This is a genomic window from Dyella sp. OK004, from assembly GCF_900114495.1.
GTDB lineage: Bacteria > Pseudomonadota > Gammaproteobacteria > Xanthomonadales > Rhodanobacteraceae > Dyella_D.
On record NZ_FOZI01000003.1, the window covers coordinates 883,742 to 903,107 of the forward strand.

At 63.5% G+C, this 19,366-nt stretch carries 18 protein-coding genes; 2 read left to right on the forward strand and 16 right to left on the reverse strand.

The window, feature by feature from the left end; genetic code table 11:
- Nucleotides 1-232: 232 nt before the first annotated feature.
- On the reverse strand, nucleotides 233-841 hold the full coding sequence (locus tag BM338_RS16125; RefSeq protein ID WP_090452454.1) for a YdbL family probable chaperone protein: 609 nt from the start codon (nucleotides 839-841) through the stop codon (nucleotides 233-235).
- Nucleotides 842-864: 23 nt separating this feature from the next.
- Nucleotides 865-2,886 carry an AsmA family protein gene (locus BM338_RS16130; protein WP_090452456.1) on the reverse strand — a complete coding sequence of 674 codons (2,022 nt, stop codon included), beginning with the start codon at nucleotides 2,884-2,886 and terminating at the stop codon, nucleotides 865-867.
- A gap of 44 nt (nucleotides 2,887-2,930) precedes the next feature.
- Between BM338_RS16130 and BM338_RS16135 the strand changes: the two genes are divergently transcribed.
- Complete coding sequence (locus BM338_RS16135) at nucleotides 2,931-3,680, forward strand: response regulator (protein ID WP_090452458.1); 750 nt, start codon at nucleotides 2,931-2,933, stop codon at nucleotides 3,678-3,680.
- Nucleotides 3,681-3,688: 8 nt separating this feature from the next.
- On the opposite strand, the gene recO is transcribed toward BM338_RS16135, so the two are convergent.
- The 11 genes from recO to BM338_RS16190 form a co-directional block, all read right to left on the reverse strand.
- Nucleotides 3,689-4,399 (reverse strand): DNA repair protein RecO, encoded by a 711-nt coding sequence (recO, locus tag BM338_RS16140; RefSeq protein WP_090452460.1) that lies wholly within the window; start codon nucleotides 4,397-4,399, stop codon nucleotides 3,689-3,691.
- A 57-nt stretch (nucleotides 4,400-4,456) separates the two neighbouring features.
- Nucleotides 4,457-5,398, reverse strand: a complete 942-nt coding sequence (era, locus tag BM338_RS16145) for a GTPase Era (RefSeq protein WP_090452463.1) — start codon at nucleotides 5,396-5,398, stop codon at nucleotides 4,457-4,459.
- Entirely contained in the window at nucleotides 5,395-6,051 is a 657-nt protein-coding gene (gene rnc, locus BM338_RS16150; RefSeq protein WP_090452465.1) for a ribonuclease III, read from the reverse strand. The genes era and rnc overlap by 4 nt, the downstream gene beginning before the upstream one ends.
- A gap of 3 nt (nucleotides 6,052-6,054) precedes the next feature.
- Nucleotides 6,055-6,435 (reverse strand): DUF4845 domain-containing protein, encoded by a 381-nt coding sequence (locus tag BM338_RS16155; protein ID WP_090452467.1) that lies wholly within the window; start codon nucleotides 6,433-6,435, stop codon nucleotides 6,055-6,057.
- Between the two features lie 151 nt (nucleotides 6,436-6,586).
- On the reverse strand, nucleotides 6,587-7,498 hold the full coding sequence (lepB, locus tag BM338_RS16160) for a signal peptidase I (RefSeq protein ID WP_090452469.1): 912 nt from the start codon (nucleotides 7,496-7,498) through the stop codon (nucleotides 6,587-6,589).
- Between the two features lie 125 nt (nucleotides 7,499-7,623).
- A complete protein-coding gene (gene lepA / locus BM338_RS16165) occupies nucleotides 7,624-9,414 on the reverse strand; it encodes a translation elongation factor 4 (protein ID WP_090452471.1) in 1,791 nt (596 codons plus the stop codon).
- 182 nt (nucleotides 9,415-9,596) lie between these two features.
- Nucleotides 9,597-11,117: a DegQ family serine endoprotease gene (locus tag BM338_RS16170; RefSeq protein ID WP_090452472.1), complete on the reverse strand. Its 1,521-nt coding sequence runs from the start codon at nucleotides 11,115-11,117 to the stop codon at nucleotides 9,597-9,599.
- 129 nt (nucleotides 11,118-11,246) lie between these two features.
- The gene (locus tag BM338_RS16175; protein ID WP_090452474.1) at nucleotides 11,247-11,903 is read right to left on the reverse strand and encodes a sigma-E factor negative regulatory protein; all 657 of its coding nucleotides are present in this window, start codon (nucleotides 11,901-11,903) and stop codon (nucleotides 11,247-11,249) included.
- Nucleotides 11,900-12,496 (reverse strand): RNA polymerase sigma factor RpoE, encoded by a 597-nt coding sequence (gene rpoE / locus BM338_RS16180; protein WP_177229385.1) that lies wholly within the window; start codon nucleotides 12,494-12,496, stop codon nucleotides 11,900-11,902. The genes BM338_RS16175 and rpoE overlap by 4 nt, the downstream gene beginning before the upstream one ends.
- 245 nt (nucleotides 12,497-12,741) lie before the next feature.
- On the reverse strand, nucleotides 12,742-15,291 hold the full coding sequence (locus tag BM338_RS16185) for a putative bifunctional diguanylate cyclase/phosphodiesterase (protein ID WP_090452478.1): 2,550 nt from the start codon (nucleotides 15,289-15,291) through the stop codon (nucleotides 12,742-12,744).
- A gap of 11 nt (nucleotides 15,292-15,302) precedes the next feature.
- Nucleotides 15,303-15,797 (reverse strand): hypothetical protein, encoded by a 495-nt coding sequence (locus tag BM338_RS16190; protein WP_090452480.1) that lies wholly within the window; start codon nucleotides 15,795-15,797, stop codon nucleotides 15,303-15,305.
- 203 nt (nucleotides 15,798-16,000) lie between these two features.
- On the opposite strand from BM338_RS16190, the gene BM338_RS16195 reads away from it, so the two are divergent.
- On the forward strand, nucleotides 16,001-18,061 hold the full coding sequence (locus BM338_RS16195) for a 3-hydroxyacyl-CoA dehydrogenase NAD-binding domain-containing protein (protein ID WP_090452482.1): 2,061 nt from the start codon (nucleotides 16,001-16,003) through the stop codon (nucleotides 18,059-18,061).
- 59 nt (nucleotides 18,062-18,120) lie between these two features.
- Here BM338_RS16195 and BM338_RS16200 read toward each other — a convergent pair whose 3' ends face one another.
- The 3 genes from BM338_RS16200 to BM338_RS16210 form a co-directional block, all read right to left on the reverse strand.
- Nucleotides 18,121-18,705, reverse strand: a complete 585-nt coding sequence (locus tag BM338_RS16200; protein WP_090452484.1) for a DUF2058 family protein — start codon at nucleotides 18,703-18,705, stop codon at nucleotides 18,121-18,123.
- 29 nt (nucleotides 18,706-18,734) lie between these two features.
- A complete protein-coding gene (locus BM338_RS16205; protein ID WP_090452486.1) occupies nucleotides 18,735-18,953 on the reverse strand; it encodes a SlyX family protein in 219 nt (72 codons plus the stop codon).
- A 1-nt stretch (nucleotide 18,954) separates the two neighbouring features.
- Nucleotides 18,955-19,366, reverse strand: a 412-nt coding sequence (locus BM338_RS16210) for a UDP binding domain-containing protein (protein ID WP_143109324.1), incomplete at its 5' end; no start/stop codon positions are given.

Genomic DNA, 19,366 nt, shown 5'->3' on the forward strand with positions numbered 1-19,366 from the left:
GCGCGCCACGCATCTGTGGGCAGACAGAGCCGGCCCTCACGTGCTGATGATGACAGGGTGATATGTGGGAGGCCCGCAGGCTGCGGTCCACGTCTAGACAAGGCAGCCAGCCTTGCCGTCGCCGCGGGCCACACCCTGCGGGCCTCCCACATATCATGACGGCTACGTAGACTTGTTTAGAGCATCCCTTGGTCCGGGCGCGCGGAAAGTGAGAGGGAGGCGCGACAGCGGTTTACTTCTGCTTCCACGCGCCCGAGGCGTCCTGATAATACCAGCCGGAGCGGGCCTTCTCGATCCAGCCCTTGGCGAAGGTGGCGCGGATCTGCGATTCCCATTCCGGATGGCTGTTGGCGTTGGCCACTTCGCGATACAGCGCGCTGCGGTCGCGGTTTTCGTCGGCCACCGTGGCATTGACCTCGGCACGCTGGTTCAGCGGCACCTTGGAGGCGTCGCGCACAGCGACCAGGCCATCCTTGGTGAAGCCCACGGCGCCGCTATCGAACAGCGCGCCCATACCGCCCTGGAAGCGGCTTTGCATGCGCGCGCGGATCGCTTCGGTGGTGCTGGTCTGGATGCGGATGTCCGGCGTGTCGGCGGCATAGGCGGCGGGAATCAGCAGATCCAGCAGCATCGCCGACGGCTGTTTGCCGGGCTTGGCCGGCTCGAGCTTGCCGTCTTGATCATCGGGTTTGGCCACCGGCTTGCTGTTGTCCAGCACCGTGCCGATGAACTGGTCAGCGGCCTTTTGCGCGGCCGCTTCGGGAAAGTAGACGTTGATCGTGACGCAGCCCACCAGGGCGACGAACAGCGAAGTCAGCAAAAGATAGACGAGCTTGCGCATGATCAACTCCCTGGATTGGCAACTCAGTGAATTTCAGGACCGCCGCCTTCGCTGGCGGCTTTAAGGCGGCGTACAAGCGTGGGCCAATCGACCTGAGTCTGATGGCCTACAACCTGCAGGCGGGGAAGACCGCTGCCCTCGACGATAGTGTAGCCGTCTGCGTCGTTGTCCAAGCCACCCATGCGGCAGACCGTGCCCTGCAAAGTGCAGTTCAGACCGATGCGTTTGTAGCCAAAAGTCTTGAACAGCCGCAGCACCGCACCCTGCAGGCCAGCTGCGATACCGCCGCCGCCCACCGACACGATGCTGTTCACCGCGCGCTGGCTGATGCGCCCGCCGCTGCCGGCCAGCAACTGCGCCTTGAACGCCACCGGACTCCAGTTGACCAGGCGCAGGTTTTCCACCGAGCCATCCATCCGGCCGGTGATGCTGCCGATATCGAACACGCTGGTCATAGCGCCCAGATCGAGTTGACGGAGGGTGATGTCGCCGGCCAGCACTGGACTGGTGCCGAACGGTTCCTGCACCGAAAGGCGTGTGACGTCGACAAAGCCATCGAACACGTTGACCGACAGGCCGCCTTCCAGCTCAAAACGGTCGTCCACCCATCGCAAGGCGGGAATGGCACCACCGAGCGTGCCGGGGAATTCCGGCCAGCCCATGGCGCGGCTGAAGGCCGCCATATCCACGCCGGTCAGTGCCAGTGACGTCGTAAGGCGCCGGCCCCTGGCGGCGGCCGGCTTCCAGTCCAGGTCACCGATGTGCAGATGGCCGTTCAACAACGACACATCGACCGGCTTCTGCAGGCTGAGGCCGCCGTCGCGGCTTTGCCAGCTCGTCTGCGCCGCACCGTTGGCAAGGCGGTACATCTGCACGCCGCGCCAGCTCAGGCTGGTAGCCGGCCGGGTGCCGCGCAATGCCCAGTCCATGCTGCCGCGCAGACCGCTGACGGCCAGGCGTCCATCGCCATCGGCGAAGTCGAGCCCTTCGGTATCGAACGAGAAGCTGTGCAGGCCGTCGCTGCCCAGATCGAGTGTTGCGCCCAGCTGGCCTGACATACGCATGTTGCGCATACCCAGCGTCGCCAGCCAGGACTGGCCGTAGCGTTGATAGGCCGCCGGGAAGCTGGCCTGGAATTTGTCGAGCTTGAGCTTTTGCAGTTCGCCCTTGGCGTCGAAGGCGAGCGAGCCTTCGAGCTGCATGGCGTCGGCATCGCCCACGCGCAACCGCCCGAATTCCAGTGCGCCGTTGTGCGAGGTGGCATCCAGACCCAGTTGCACCGAGTGATCGGGCAGCTTGGCGTAGATCGGTCCCAGCAACAGTTCGCCGCCGCGCAGGCTGGCATCCAGATTGATACGCGCCGGCCCGGCGGTGGTATCCACATTGAGCCGGCCGGTGCCGTTGACGCGCTGCCCGGCGAGCGTGCCGGACGGGGTATCAAAGCCCACATCGCTCAAGCCGAACTGGCCCGAGGTCTGGATGCCGTTCTTCTGTACGTCGAGCGCCAGATCGGCATCGACCCGTCCAGCGGTAGCACGCCCCGACCACATGGTGCCGAGCAGGCCTTGCAGCCAACCGGCCGGCAAGCCTTTCAGGCTGATCTGGGCGTGGGTGGGCTGGTCCAGCGGCAACGCGGTGCTGGCCTGTGCCTTGCCCTGGCCAAGATCGATCTGCAAGGTGTTGGCGGCATCGTCCAGCACCATGGCGAGCTTGGCATCGGTAAGTGCGCCGCCCGGCGCACCGGCCAGTTGCACGCCACCATTGAACAGCCAGCGCAGATGAGGGTCGCGTTGCAGGGTGCCCTGCAGATTCACCCCGATACGCCGCCAGCCAAGAGCAGGCACTTCAGCCTTGGCAGCCTGCAGGTCAAGGCGCAAACCGCCCTGCCCGTCCTCACCGATGCGCAGCTGCAGGTCCTGCAGTTTTACCCCGGGAGCGCTCACCAGCTTGGCGCCCAGCACGATATCCGCCCGTGCGGGCAAGGCCGGCACGAAACCGAACAGGATGCACAGATATAACAAAAGGTGGCTTGATGTCGGACGCATGTCGCGCCATTCTGCCAAAACCTGCTGAACGACATGGACTGGTCATGTTCAACACCCCCTCTACCGGCACGCCCGTTGCCTCTCCCGACAGCGTTATGCTGCGAGTTCTAGTCGCCGACGACGACCCTGCCAGCCGCTTGTTCCTGGTCGAGGCCATGCGCACGCTGGGGCTAGACGCCGAAGCCTGCAACGACGGCAAGGCCGCTATCGCTCGTGGCCGCGAACAGGCTTTCGACCTGCTGTTGCTCGACTGCCGCATGCCCGGCGCCGGCGCTCAGCAGGTGCTGAGCGAGCTGCGGCACGACCCCGCTGCCTCTTCCGCCGACAGCACAGCCGTGGCTACCAGCGCGGAAATGGATGCCGGCGAACGCCAGCGCCTGCTTTCAGGTGGCTTCAGCGAGGTGCTGCAGAAGCCCTGCGATCTTGCCGATCTGCGCCGCATCGTGGCGCTGGTACAGCCGGACGCCTCGACCTTGCCGCTGCTGGATGACGCCCAGGGCATGGCCAGCACCGGTAGCCCGCAAATCATGCAAGCCATGCGCAACCTGCTGCGCGACGAACTGGTCGGCCTCTATCAGGACCTGGATACCTCCTCCGCAGAGAGCGACCTGACCGACCGGCTGCATCGCCTGCGCGCCTCTTGCGGCTTCTGCGGCGCCACCGCCCTCACGGCACGCGTGGCTCAAGTGCAGGATCACTTCAAGCTCGGCCACGCGATGACGCCGGCCCTGCGCGAGCGTTTCCGCGGCACCTTGCTGGAAACCATCGAAGCGCTCGGCCCCGCGGCGGCCTGAAAGAAAATTCAGCGGCGCGACATCGCCGAGGCCAGCACGCGCCAGGCCCGCAGCTCGGTGCCGCCCAGATGGAAGCGGATCACTTCCCGCATTAGCGCGCGCAACGCTGACAGCCCGGCGGCATCGGGCATGGTGTCCTGCATCAGTGCCAACAGGTCGCTGCCGCGCAAGGCATGTGGCAAATCAGACCGGCATGCGACCGGGCCGAGTTCCATCTGGTAGCGATAATGTTGCTCGGGGATGACGTGTTCGCCCGAATCCCCATCGAATTCCAATTGCAGGGCGTAACCGATCGCATCGAGCAGATCGCGCTCGAAACGGCGTAGTGTCCACGCCAACGGCTCTCCGGCCGCGAGTCGAGCCAAGGTTTGTGCGTAGGCGTCGAACAGTTCCGACTGCGGATCCTGTCGCCCGGTAAGGCGCACCACGAGTTCGTTGAGATAGAGACCAGCCAGGCCGGCATCGCCCATCAGACGCCGCGGCGCTTCGGTACCTTCGGCGGCCTGCAGCGTCGCCAGTTCGCCGCGCAGGAGCAGATCGAGCGCCAGTGGCTGAAACGGCTCCAGCTGCGCTCGTTGTACGCGTGCCCGCTCACGCCGTACGCCGCGTGCCACTACGCCGAGGCGGCCGTAATCGCGCGTCAGGCACTCGAGCAGCAGCGAGGTTTCCCGGTAGGGACGCGCATGGAGCACGTAAGCGGGCTGCTGAAGGAGTTGCATGGCCTATGGAGAACCGGGAGCGGGGACCAGATGAGAGGCCCTCGCTCCTGGCCCCTTTTAGTCGGTATAGCCGAATTTCTTCAGCATGGTCTCGTCGTCGACCCAGCCTTCGCGCACCTTCACCCACATGCGCAGGAATACCTTGCGCTCGAACAGGGCTTCCATCTTGCGGCGCGCGGCGCTGCCGATGGCTTTGAGCTGGGCACCGCCGTTGCCAATCACGATGGCTTTCTGGCCGTCACGCTCGACCCAGATCACGGCGTGGATTTCGGCCACTCCATCGTCGCGATCCGTGAACTGCTCGATCTCGACCGTGGTGGCATAGGGCAGCTCCTGATCCAGGCGCAGCATCAGTTGTTCGCGCACCATTTCGGCGGCCAGGAAGCGCTCGCTGCGGTCGGTGATTTCATCTTCGCCATACACCGGCGGCTGCACCGGCAGGCGCTTGAGGATGCCCTGCTCCAGTTCCTTCAGGCCACTCTGCTTGAGGGCGCTAACGTAGTAGACCTCGTCGAAACTGTGCTGCTCCATCAAGCCGGCGACAAACGGCAACATGGCCGACTTGTCCTTGCTCAGGTCGACCTTGTTGATCACCAGCAGGCGCGGCACCTTCTGTTCCACCAGCGCTTCATACAGGGCCTGATCCTCGTCGGTCCAGCGACCTGCCTCGATGACCTGCACGACGAGATCGACTTCGCTGATGGCCGAACGCGCGGCGCGGTTGAGGCTACGGTTCATGGCGCGCTTGGCACCGCGATGCAGGCCCGGCGTATCTACGTACAGAATCTGGCCGGCCTCGCTGGTGGCAATACCCAGGATGCGGTGGCGCGTGGTCTGCGGACGCGGGCTGACGATGGAAAGGCGAAAGCCGATCAGCGCGTTGAGCAAGGTGGACTTGCCCACGTTGGGGCGCCCCAGCAAAGCCACCGGGCCACAGCGGAAATCGTCGTGCGGCAGTTCGGCGGGCGCGCCGGTTTCGATATCGTCGTTGTCATTCATAGTTTTGAATCCTGCAATTGGCGCAGCACGGCTTCGGCCGCGTCCTGCTCGGCGGCGCGGCGGCTGCCGCCCCGGCCTTCGGCGCTGATCGGCTGCGGCTCAGTGATCACGCAAGAGACGTCGAAGGTCTTAGCGTGATCCTCGCCGTAGCTGTCTTTCAATTCATAGTTCGGCAACGGCCAGCCGTGCGCCTGCAACCATTCCTGTAAACGGGTCTTGGCATCCTTCGACGAGCGCGGGATTGCGGCGATTCGCTCGGCGAACAGTTCGCGCACGGCCTCGCTGCAAGTAGCGAAATCGCTGTCCAGGTAGATGGCCGCCACCAACGCCTCGAAGGCATCGGCAAGAATGGATTCGCGGCGGTAACCGCCGCTTTTCAGTTCACCGGAGCCGAGCTTCAACTCGTCGCCCAGCTCCAGTTCGCGAGCAATCACCGCCAAGGCCTGGCCATTTACCAGCTGTGCGCGCAGACGCGACAGCTCGCCTTCGCTGGCGTTGGGGTGAGCTTCGTAAAGCAACTCGGCGACCACTACGCCTAGCAGTGCGTCGCCGAGGAATTCCAGCCGCTCGTTGTTTGGCTTGCCGGCGCTGCGATGGGTCAGTGCCAGTTGCGCCAGCGCCGGATCGCGGAAGCGGTATGTCAGTCTGGTCAAACCTCAATAACCTACATTGCCCTGCAGCGCGACGCTCTTTTCGAAGTGCAGCAGGAAGTCGATGTTGTACATAAACGGTATGCGCTTGTCGTACGAGATATGCAATTGCGCCGCGTTGTTCTTGCGGTCGATGGTGATGTCCTTGGGCTTGATGGTGGCGTCGTCGACGTACTGAAAGCCCATCTTGAACATCAGGTCACGACGGATGTCCTCCAGCGTCTTGCCTTCCATGCCACCGCTGGCCACCTGGTTCATGGCTTTGTTGACGCCCATGAACTCGGCGTAGGCCGGCACCAGCTTCATCGCCATGTAGCCGAAGAACGCGGCCACGATCAATACGATCAAAAACCCGATCAGGGTGATACCCGACTGCTTCGATTTCATAGTCCCCTCGCTATGCCGCCCGAAGGCGCCCCCGCCGCTTATGGTGGATGGTGCCACGACGCCGGGATTCCGGCGTCGTGCCCAGTCGGATTTTCGCGCTATGGCGGGCCTGCCGTCACGCCCTCCGTAGCCGACCGCCGTCACGCTTTGCTCAATGGATGACACGACCGATGCGCGAGAAGTCCACCCAGCCTGCGTCCATACCCTTCCAGCTCAGCCAGATCAGGAACGCTTTGCCGGCCAGATTCTGCTCCGGCATGCAGCCCCACCAGCGGCTGTCCGTGCTGTTGTAGCGGTTGTCACCCATCACCAGATAGCAGCCCTGCGGCACCACCGAAGGCACGCGCTCGTTGGGAATCGGCGGCGGACGGTTGTAGGCGGGCATGCGCGCAGTGAGGTGATTCACCACACTGCCGTCTTCGCGCGGCAGGTGCTCGTTCCACACGGTAGCGCCCATTTCCAGCATCAAGCGGGACTCGTCGCGCTTGGGGTTACCCACATACGGGCCCACTTCGTCAGCCGCCACCGGCAGGCCGTTGATCAGCAGCTGATCGCCGTGCATCTCGATGCGGTCACCCGGCAGGCCGATCACGCGCTTGATCCAGTTCTGGCTCTGCACCGGCGCCTGCGGATCGGCACAGCTCTGATCGCCGCTGCGCACCGTCTTGCCATTCACTTCGCATAGGTAGCCCGGAAAGCGGAACACCACCACGTCGCCGCGCTTGGGCTCGCCCAGGCTCAGGAATTTGTTGTTGAAGGCCGGCATACGCAGGCCATAGGCAAACTTGTTGACCAGGATGAAGTCGCCCACATCGAGCGTCGGCATCATCGAGCCGGACGGAATGCGAAACGGCTCGGCCACGAACGAGCGCAGCAACAACACCACCAGCACTACCGGAAACAGCGAGCGCGCCCAATCGACCGGCACCGGGTCTTGCACATCCTGTCCCGCGGCGTCGGCCTTGGCCTTGCGCTTCTTGTAGAACAGCAGGCGATCAAGGCCCCACACCACGCCGAACAGCACGGTGAGGCCAAGCAGAATCGCCGAAAAATCGAAATCCATGCCTTGCTCCTATGAGTACGGGGAACAGGGAAACAGGGAACGGGGAACGGATCAAGCCGAGCCGTAAGGCCCTGCCTGCCCGTTCCCCGTTCCCTGCCCCCTGTTCCCCATCTCTACATTTATATCTACTTATCCACCTTCAACACGGCAAGGAAGGCCTCTTGTGGGATTTCCACGCGGCCCACCTGCTTCATGCGCTTCTTGCCTTCTTTCTGTTTCTCGAGCAGCTTTTTCTTGCGACTCACGTCGCCGCCGTAGCACTTGGCCAGAACGTTCTTGCGCAGGGCTTTCACGGTCGAGCGCGCAATGACCTGCGCGCCCACGGCAGCCTGGATCGCCACGTCGAACTGCTGGCGCGGGATCAGATCCTTCATGCGCTCCACCAGATCGCGGCCGCGGCGGTCCGCGTGACTGCGGTGGATGATCAGCGACAGCGCATCCACGCGGTCGCCATTGATCAGGATGTCCACGCGCGCGAACGGGCCGGCCTCAAAGCGCTCGAAGTGATAATCCATCGAGGCGTAGCCGCGCGACACCGACTTGAGCCGGTCGAAGAAGTCCAGCACCACTTCGGCCAGCGGCAGCTCATAGCTGATCTGCACCTGCGTAGCTAGGTACTGGATGGAGCGCTGGACGCCGCGCTTCTCTTCGCAGAGGGTGATGATGTTGCCGATGTAGTCCGGCGGGGTAAGGATGCTTGCGACAATAATCGGTTCGCGGATTTCCTCAACCTGCGGCAACGGCGGCAGTTTGGCCGGATTGTCCAGCAGCATCACCGAACCGTCGCTCTTGACCACTTCGTAGACCACGGTAGGCGCGGTGGTGATCAGATTGAGGTCGTACTCGCGCTCCAGGCGCTCCTGCACGATTTCCATGTGCAGCATGCCGAGGAAGCCGCAGCGGAAACCAAAACCCATCGCTTCTGAGCTTTCCGGTTCGAAGAACAGCGCGGCATCGTTGAGGCGCAGCTTGTCCAACGCTTCGCGCAACGCAGGATAGTCATCCGCCGAGACCGGGAACAAGCCAGCGAACACGCGCGGCTGCATGGTCTGGAAGCCGGGCAGCGGCTTGTCGGCCGGCTTGCCTGCGTGGGTCAGCGTGTCGCCCACCGGCGCGCCGTGCACGTCCTTGATCGAGGCGGTGATCCAGCCCACCTCGCCCGATGCGAGTTTGTCGAGCTTCTTGCGCTTTGGAGTGAATACGCCGACTTCGCCCACTTCATGAGCGCGGCCGGTGGACATCACCAGCAGCTTGTCGCCTGGCTTGATTTCGCCCTGCATGATGCGCACCAGCGACACCACACCAAGATAGTTATCGAACCAGGAGTCGATGATCAGCGCCTGCAGGCGATCGGTGTCGCGCGGCTTCGGCGGCGGTATACGCGCGACGATCGCCTCGAGTACCTCGATCACGTTCTGACCGGTCTTGGCGCTGACCGACACGGCGTCCTCGGCGTGAATGCCAATGACCGCTTCGATCTCGCCTTTCACCTTTTCCGGATCGGCGGTGGGCAGGTCGATCTTGTTGAGTACTGGCACCACCTCCAGGCCCATCTCCACCGCGGTGTAGCAGTTAGCGACGGATTGCGCCTCCACGCCTTGCGCGGCATCCACCACCAGCAACGCGCCTTCGCAAGCGGCCAGTGAGCGGCTGACTTCGTATGAGAAATCGACGTGACCGGGCGTATCGATGAAATTGAGCTGATAGGTCTTGCCGTCGCGCGCCGTGTACGGCAACGATACGGATTGGGCCTTGATGGTGATGCCGCGCTCGCGCTCGATCGGATTGCTGTCGAGTACCTGCGCCTCCATCTCGCGCTCGCTCAAGCCACCGCAGATCTGGATGATGCGGTCGGCGAGAGTCGATTTGCCGTGGTCGATATGGGCAATGATGGAGAAGTTGCGGATCAGGTCCATGGAACACGCTGGCTGCGTTCACCACCTGCGCGTGCGCAGGCAGCGTATCTCCGGGATGGGGATACGAACCCGGCATTATCGCATGGAATGTGAAGGCGCCGGCTGTCTGGTCAAAACGGCGCCCGGGCGGGCTTCTCGAACTACGACAGCAGGGCGGCCCGAGCGGCCGCCCTGCTCCTTCATCAACCCTCGTCGCCGTCCTTGCCCGAGGGCACGGTCAGACCGACGAAACCACTCTGATCGCCGTGGCGCACCAGCAGCAGCACCGTGTCGCCCGGCTTCACACTCTTGGTGGCCTCGCGGAAACCCGCGGCGTTACTCACGCGTTGCTGGTTAATCATCAGGATCACATCACCTGGTTGCAGGCCCGCACGCGCTGCGACCGGGCCGGTGATATTGCTGATCAGCACGCCCTCACCGGATTTCAGTCCCAGCTGCTGACGGGTATCGCTGTCGACATCTTCCACCGCCAGACCCAACGCGGTGGAGCCGCCTCGCACCGCCGGCGTGTCGCCACCACCGCCACTTGAAGCCAGTGCTGCCTTGCCGTCGCGTTTCATCTCACCGATGGTGACGGAGACATCCTGCTTCTTGCCATCGCGCAGAATCTGCAGGGTCGCCTTGCTGCCCGGGGGCGTCATGCCGACCAGCGGCGGCAGGTCCGCGACCTGGCTGATGGCCTGCCCGTTGTAGGCAAGAATGATGTCGCCAGGACGCAGGCCGGACTTGTCGGCTCCGCTACCCGGGGTGACTTGGGTGACGGCCGCGCCAGAGGCGTTGCCCAGCTTGAAAGCCTTCGCCATCTCGTCAGTGATCGGCTGCATGCCCACACCCAATTGGCCACGCGTGACATAACCCTTCTCCTTGATCTGACTGACCACATTCATGGCCACGTCGATCGGAATGGAAAAAGCCACACCTAGATAGCCACCGGTGTTGGAGTAGATCTGCGAGTTCACGCCCACGACCCGACCCTGCAGGTCGAACAACGGACCACCGGAGTTACCGCGGTTGATCGGCACGTCGGTCTGGATAAAGGAGGTATAGGGCTGGTCCTGACTACCCAGGTTGCGTCCCACTGCACTCACGATGCCCTGGGTTACCGTGTAGTCGAAACCGAATGGCGAGCCAATCGCCAACACCCACTGACCCGGCTTCAGATTGCGCGAATCACCGATGCTTACCGTCGGCAGGCTGCCGCCCGCATCCACTTTAAGCAACGCAATGTCATATTGCGGGTCGCTGCCGATCACTTTGGCGGTAAGCGTGCGGCGATCCTGCAGGCGCACTGTCACGGCGTCAGCATCGTCCACCACATGGGTATTGGTAAGGATGTAGCCGTCACTGGAAATGATGAAGCCCGAGCCGAGTGAGGTGCGCTTCTGTTCTTCCGGCGAAGGCATCATCGGCATGCCGAAGAAGCGGCGGAACATTTCCATCTGCGGGTCGTCCGGCATGCCACCACGCCCCTGCGCTTGCGCCGAACGGTTCTTGCTAGCGCGCTTGCCGGTGTACTTGGCCTCGACATGCACGACTGCAGGCGCATTCTTCTGCACGATGCCGGTGAAGTCGGGCAGGCTCGCCGCGGGAGCTGCCGGCGTGGCTGCCGTCTGAGCCTGAGTTGACTGGGCCTGGGCAGCACCAGTCATGGCAAGGCTTATCAGCGCGCAGCACATCGCGCGACGCAAAGTCGGTCGATTCATTGACGTTCTCCTGGGTTTTACCGATTTCTCTGGATACCCCGCGCACGAACGAACCAGCCCGCTAAGCGGGCTGGCCGTGGCCGATGGGGATGAAACGGGGACGCGACGACGCAGGAACACGTCGTTCGGTCATTGCGCCGCTGGCGACTGCTGCGGCTTCTGCTCGGGATGCAACAACAGCAGGTAGCTGCCGTCGCCATTGTTGATCGCGCGATACCGTTCGACCTGATAGGGATTCAGGCGATTGCGCGAATACAGGAAGGTGCTGTCTCCGCTATCGAGTGTGGCCGAAGCCTGTTGGGTCAATTCGGAAGGCAGGCCGGCATATTGATTGAGCCAGGCTGGGGCGGCAGCAGGCGTTGTCGCGGTATGAGCGACGGGAGCCTCGATGCGGGACGCACTGTGCGCCTGGTTGACCGCAGCCACCCGCGGCGCCACAGAACTGCTGTCGCTGCCCGGTCCCACCGGTTGCGCCACCATCAACGCGGCCACTGCCACGCTCGCAGCAATGGCACCACCGGCCGACCAGCGCAGCCAGTGCCGGCGCCGTCCACCTTCGGCTGCTACCGACTCTTGCTCGATCGCCAGCATCACTCGCGTGGAGAACCCGCTGGAAGCCGGCGGCGGCAGTTGCCGGCGCAAACCGTCGCGCGCTACGTGATAGCGCGACCAGGCCTGTTGCAGGGTGGAGTCATGATCGAGCCGGCGCAAAAGGAACCGCAGTTCCTCCTGGGTCAGCTCGCCATCCATGCCAGCGGAGAGATTTTCGCGATGGGTATCAGTCATGGAGTCAGGTCCTCGCGGTCCGACAGCAGCGGCCGCAATTTCTCATCAATTGCCTCTCGTGCCCGAAAGATACGCGAACGCACCGTACCGATCGGACAGCCCATCGCCTCGGCGATTTCTTCGTAGCTGAGGCCGTCCACTTCACGCAGTGTAATGGCTGTCCGCAGCTCCTCGGGCAGCGCTTGGACAGTGGAAAATACCGTTTGTTCAATCTCCTGCCGCATCAGTTCGCGTTCCGGGGTGGCACTCTCGTACATGCGGTCGGCCCCGGGCACGAAAACGGCATCCTCCACCGCGATATCGTCGGCTGGCGGACGCCGTCCCATCGCCACCAGATGGTTCTTGGCGGTGTTGACGGCAATTTTGTACATCCAGGTATAGAAAGCGCTTTCGCCACGGAAGGAGCCGATCGCACGCCACGCGCGCACAAAGGCCTCCTGCGCGATGTCTTCACACTCGGCGTAGTTATTCACATAACGGGAAACCAAGCCGATGACCTTGTGCTGGTATTTGCGTACCAGCAGGTCGAATGCCCGCTTGTCCCCTTTTTGGACCCGCTCGACCAGCGCGCTGTCCAGTTCGTTTTCGCCCATCCGGGCCGTCTCCTTCGTCACTGCTGCCACTCGTTTCAGGATTCCGCCGGCTCGGGTCGATCCGCTATGACAAGGATCTCACCGCCAAGTTCAGCATGCTGGCCCAGCCGGTGGCAGCCCAGTGCTAAACGGCATCCGCCGAGGGATTCGGATGCGCCCTATCCAACGCGTCAGCGAATGATCGGCCTACCCCTGTGTGAGATATGGGGGCACGCCAACCTGCCGCAAGCGCTCGCCTGGTCCCGTCAGGCGCTGGCCTCTGTCGACAACAGACGCTGGCGCTCAAGCAGCAGCTTCTCGAACGTAGGGACGGGCAGCGGGCGGCAGAACAGATACCCCTGCAGCTCATCGCAGCGGTTGGCGCGCAGGAATTGCAGATGCTGCTCTATCTCCACGCCCTCGGCCACTACTCCGCGCTTGAGGCGGTGAGCCATCTCGATGGTGGCACGCACGATGGCCTCGTCGTCGGGATCGACACCGATGTTGCGCACGAAGCTCTGATCGATCTTGATGCGATCGGCGGGCAATTTGCGCAGGTAGTCCAACGAAGCGGCGCCCGTACCGAAATCGTCGATGGCAATACGACAACCGAGACGGTGCAATCCATGCAGGTTCTCCACCAGGTTGGGTGCCGCCTTGATGCTGATACTTTCGGTGACTTCCATTTCCAACAGGTTGGCGTCTAGCCCGCTCTCGTCGAGTGCCGACGACACAATCTCCAGCAGGTTCGGCTGCATCAGCTGCACGGCGGACAGATTGACGCCCAGGCGCAGGCGCAGGCCGAACTTGCGTTCCCATTCCTGCGCCTGGCGGCAGGCGGTGCGCAGCACCCATTCGCCAATGGAGATGATCAGCCCGGTTTCCTCGGCCAGGGGAATAAAGAAGCCAGGGCCGATGAAGCCCAGCTCCGGATGCTCCCAGCGCACCAGCGCCTCCATACCCACGATGTCTTCGGTAACCGCATCGACCTGCGGCTGATAGAACACGCGCAGCTCGCCGTTGTGCTCGGCGTGGCGCAGGCCGGACTTGAGCGCCATGTTCTGCTGCTGGGCCTGCTCAGCGCTGACTTCGTAGATCTGATAGTTGTTGCGACCCAGGCTCTTGGCTGCGTACATCGCTTCATCTGCGTGCTTGAGCAGGGTCTCCGCGTCCGGCGCGTCGTCCGGAAAGAAGCTGACGCCGATCGAAGCAGTGACCTGCAACTCGGTGCCATCGTCGATGCGCAACGGGGCTTCCATCACCTGCACAATCTTCTCGGCGACGCGCAGTACATCCTCGCTCTTCACGATATGGCGCAGGATCACCACGAACTCGTCACCGGCGTAGCGCGCCACCGTATCGGAGGCACGCACACTGGTGCGCAGGCGCTGCGTGGTGGTGACCAGAACCTGGTCGCCCACGGCATGGCCAAGCGTGTCGTTGATGGTCTTGAAACGGTCCAGGTCGACGAACAGCATGGCGAAACATTCACCGGTGCGATTGGCCTCGCGGATGATCGTGTCCAGTCGGTCATTGAACAGCAGACGATTGGGTAGACCGGTCAGGGCATCGAGCAGACCCTCGGCACGCCCCTGCTCGCGGGTGCGACGCAGTTCCAACGCATGCGCGAAGCGCGCAGCGGCGCAGCGCAGCACGGGCTCGATGATCGCCAGCTCGCCGAACGGCTGACGCGTGCCGACAAGCAAAGCTCCCAACACGCTGTTGCGTTCGTCCAGCAAAGGCAACCCGGCAAAGCCGCTCAGCCCGAGCTGCTCCAGCAAGGGGTCTACCGCAGCCAGACGCCGCGCATCACCGGGATGGAGCATGGTCTGGCCAGCCAGCACCAGGCGCAACGAACTCTGTAATTGGGGGCCGGGCCAAAGCTGCTCGTCGCCGCTCCAGCATTGAGCGAGCTGCAACGGAGCGCCACCGTCTTCGGGCCGCGCCGACCAGACGGCCAGATAGTCCAGCCCCATTTCTTCGTGCAGCAGATTGGCTGCCGTAGAGAGGCTGTCATCACCACTACCCGTACCGAATAACCGGGCCAGCAGAGAAAGCGCCACTTCGGCACGTGCCTCGGCGCGATCGCTGCGGAACACCAGGGCAACGGCGTCACGCCCCCCATGCCGGACCTGGCGCACACTCGCCTCACCGCTATCGAAACCCTGCAGGGAACGCCGCCGGCAGGCATGCCAGTGACGCGAGCCATCAGCCATCACCTGCTCGATCGGCGTCTGCTGAAAAGAAAGCAGCTCGGTCACCGGCTGTCCGAGCAAACGATCGCCCGGCAAACCGCTACGCCGGACCAGGGCCGGACTCCATTCAAGGATGCGCCCTCGCGCCGCGTCGACGATCAGCCATTCGCTTTCCATTTCATCGAAAGCAAAGCGGTAATCCCCGGCCTCCTTCGTCGCAGTCGCGACTGAGGCGTCCCTCATCGGCGGACTCATGCGCTGCAGGCGATGCCAGCGGGCAATCAGCTCGCTCTGGATCTGCGAGGCGTACAGCCAGTCGGAAACGCCCGCCGGCAGCTGTACCGGCTTCAGCGATGCATCCGCCGACAATACGGCGATCAAAGGCGTATCGGCGCAGGCGGGAAGTCGCCGCAGCTGCTCCACCGAAGCCAAGGCATCGCGGGCGTCGCCATCCAACACCATGACCACCAGCGTGAGCGGCGAGCGTCCCTCCAGCAGGATGCCTGCGTGAGTGGTATCCCGCGCGGAATGCACAGCCAGATGCCCCTCGTGATCGAGCGCATCGAAAACGGCGCGGCGTATTTCTCGCTGTGCCGCCACCACCATGATTCCGGCATGCATCGGCACGGCCTTCAGAGCAGCCAGCGACCGTCGCGCAGGCGGGGGCGCTGCGCCGGCTTGATCAGACAACTCAAACGCACGATGACATCACTCAGGCCATCGACCAGGCTCTTGGGTGCATCAAGCAGCACGATCCGGCGCACGTGGCCGGTCGGCGTACGCGCCAACTGGCGCAACAGAGCCACTTCCGGTGCAGCGAGCGGCGACGGCAGTTGCCGCAGCAGATAGACGCCAAAGTGGTTGCTCTGCTGGATATAGCGCAGCACATGCCCAATCCGCTGGCTCCCCGGGTTCTCCGCATGCTCCTCACGCAGGTTGCTCAGCCCCTGCTCGGCATTCCACAGATATACCGTCTGGCCGGTGCGCCTGACCAAGGTGCGGAACTGGCCGATCAACGCTTCGCTGTCGGCATCCTCCAGCGCGATCAGGCAGCTGCGCGCACCCAGGATACGCTCGAGGACATCGACGCCGGGTTGGACAGAGGGGGCTGCAATCGAAGTGTTCATTTCAACCTAAATTACGCGGTCGCGAGACATTCGCCTAGACGCCTGGTACAGGCTGTCCAAAATCCTTTCCGCGTTTCTTGCGTCAGCGCACAAGGCGCCGTTTTACGGGATTTTCATGGGTCGCCCGGACGCTCTCCATCCATCTCGCAATCGACGCTACGGGAGGGTATGGTGCGAAGCTTTCCAAGCTGGACCAGATCACCATGTTCGAAGGATTGCGCTTCAACCATTGGAAGACGAACCTGGATGACAAGGGCATCGTCACCCTGACCCTCGACCGGGCCAACAGCAGCGTCAACGCGCTATCCCGGGAGGTACTGGACGAGCTGGGCCAGATTGTGGAACGACTGTCGATCGAAAAGCCGGCCGGCATCCTGATCCATTCGGCCAAGCCGGGTGGCTTTGCGGTGGGTGCCGACATCAAGGAATTCGTGGAGTACGCCAAGCAAGGCACGGTGCTGGAAAACATCGAGAACGGCCAGCGCGTATTCGAATCCCTGGCCCGCCTGCCCTGCCCGACCGTGGCCGCCGTGCACGGCGCCTGCATGGGCGGTGGCACCGAACTGATCCTGGCTTGCCGCCAGCGCATTGCCGCCGACGATGACAAGACCAAGATCGGCCTGCCCGAAGTCATGCTTGGCATTCACCCCGGCTGGGGCGGCACCGCGCGGCTGCCGCGCCTGATCGGCGCGCCCGAGGCCCTGCCGGTGATGCTGACCGGCAAGGCACTCTCGGCCAAACGTGCGCTTGGCTTGGGCGTGGTCGACCGACTGGCCCCGCCGGACGAACTGTTGGCTGAGGCGCGCGCCCTGCTGCGCCGCCCCCATGTGCGTCCGCTGGCCCAGCGCGCCCGTGCCTGGGCCACCAATACCTGGCTGGCACGCCAGATCCTTGCCCCGATGGTGATCAAGCAAACCGCCGCCAAGGTGCGCAAGGAGCACTACCCTGCGCCGTTTGCCCTGATCAGCGTGTGGCAACGCGGCGGCTCCAGCATCCAGCAGCGTCTGAAGCTGGAGGCCCGCTCGGTGGCGAAGCTGGCCGAGACCAGCACGGCGCGCAATCTGATCCGCATCTTCCTGCTACAGGAGCGCCTCAAGGGGCAAGGCAGCGGTGTGGAACACGGCATCGAGCATGTGCACGTGGTCGGCGCCGGTGTCATGGGCGGCGATATCGCCGCCTGGGCGGCCTTGAAGGGTTTCCAGGTCACGCTGCAGGATCGCGAGATGAAGTTCATCCAGCCCGCGCTGGATCGTGCGCGCCAGCTCTACGAAAAGAAGCTCAAGACGCCGGAGAAGATCGAGCCCGTGGTGCGTCGTCTGCGTGCCGATGTCGAGGGCAAGGGCGTGGCTTCGGCTGATCTGGCCATCGAAGCGATCTTCGAAAACGCCGAGGCAAAGAAAGCCCTGTACGCCAGCATCGAGCCACAGTTCCAGGCCGATGAACTGCTGGCCACCAATACCTCGAGCATTCCGCTGGACGAGTTGCGCCAGGGATTGAAGGCTCCGCAGCGTTTCCTCGGCCTGCACTTCTTCAACCCGGTGGCGCAGATGCCGCTGGTGGAAGTGGTGCGTCACGACGGACTGGACCCCGCCGTGGAGAAACGCGCGCTCGCCTTCTGCAAAGCCATCGGCAAGTTGCCTGTGGCGGTGAAGGGCACGCCTGGCTTTCTGGTCAATCGCATCCTCATGCCTTACCTGCTCGAGGCCATGCGCCTATACAGCGAAGGTGTGCCAGGCCCGGTGCTGGACAAGGAAGCCAAGAAATTCGGCATGCCGATGGGGCCGATCGAACTGGCCGATACGGTTGGCCTCGACGTCTGCGCTTCAGTCGGCAAAGAGCTGGCCCCTTTCCTCGGCCTGGAGCTGCCGCCGGGCCTGGACGAGAAGCTCGCCGCCGGTAAGCGCGGCAAGAAGGATGGCCAGGGCCTTTATGTCTGGCAGGACGGCAAGCCGCAGAAGCCCGAAGTAGATCCGGACTATGTGGTGCCCGCCGACTTGCAGGACCGCATGCTGTTGCCGATGGTCAACGAGGCCGTGGCCTGCCTCGCCGACGGTGTGGTGGATGACGCTGATCTGCTCGATGCCGGCGTGATCTTTGGTACCGGCTTTGCACCATTCCGCGGCGGCCCGATCCAGTATCTGCGCAGCGAAGGCGCTGGCGTGATCAAGGGCAAGCTGGAGCGTCTGGCTCAACGCTATGGCGAGCGTTTCGCGCCGAAGAATGGCTGGGACTTGCCGGTGCTGAGCCAGCCACCAGAGGCTTGAACCGAAAGGGCCCGTGCAATCGCACTGGCCCTTTCAGCGCGGTGTTGGCTCAGCGCCACTCACCACATAAGGTCGTCAGGCACGCCGTCCTCGCCCACGCCACCTTCGTTCGGATCAACCAGCAGCGCGAGCTGCTGCGCATCAATCTCCCGCACCTGCTCAGCAATCGCGCGAGTGACAATGAAATAGCGCCCGGCCTGCTGTACCACGCCCAGTTCACCGACATTGAGCGCGGCCAGCTGAGCGTCATCGACGTGCACGCGGCGGATCTTCCCGCCGTATTCGAAGTGGCGCACCTGCTCGCCGTCAGCCTTGTTCAAGGCCTGACCTTGCAGAAGCTGTTGGATCTTCTGCTTCTGCTCGCGCTTGACCCGGGCCTGCTCAGCCGCAGCCTGCTCGACCTGCCTGCGCTCAGTGGCTTCGGTCTGTTTGCGAATCGCATAGGCCTTGGCCAGATCGATTTCGGCTGAACGCTTGTCCTGTTGCGGGTGGCGCTGCCCCTGCGGCTTGTTGCCGCCGTGGCGTGGCGCACCGCCGCTCTTGTTCGCCGGCTTGCCACCCTGTGGCGCTGCCTGGCGCTTTTCTTCGCGGACCTGTTTGACAATGCCGCTCTTTAGCAGCTGATCGCGCAGGGAATCGGCCATGTTCGAAAACCTGTAGTACGTAGTGTGGGTTAATAATGCGGCGGCGGCGGTTCGCTATGCGGGTCGTGCGATTGCCCGCCCCGCACCGAAGCCAGCTCCTGGCGCAGATCGCGGATCATCTGCTCCAGCGCCAGGATTCGCTGGGCCTGTTCCGTCTCGATGGAAGCCAGCCCGTTCACCGTATCGTCGATGAAGGTGAGCCGGACTTCCAGCTCGGTAAGTCGTTGCTCGAGCGATAGCGTCGACACGTTACTGCCTCAGGCTACGGCCACGGCCTACGCCGTAGTACGCCAGCCCGGCCTCCTCGACCGCCGCGGGGTCGTAAAGATTGCGCCCATCGAAAATCGCGGGACTGGCTAGTGCGCTGCGAATGCGCGCGAAGTCCGGACTACGGAACGCCTTCCATTCGGTGACGATCGCCAGCACATCCGCGCCGTCCAACGCTTGATACGCGCCCTCGCAAAGCGTGAGGTCCGCACGGTCGCCATAGAGGCGGTGAGTCTCTTCTCTCGCCTCCGGATCGTAGGCACGCACCGTAGCGCCCGCTTCCCACAAGGCCTCCATCAAACGTCGACTGGACGCCTCACGCATATCGTCGGTATTGGGCTTGAACGCCAGACCCCACAGCGCCACCGTTTTGCCCTGGAGCTGCCCGTCAAAA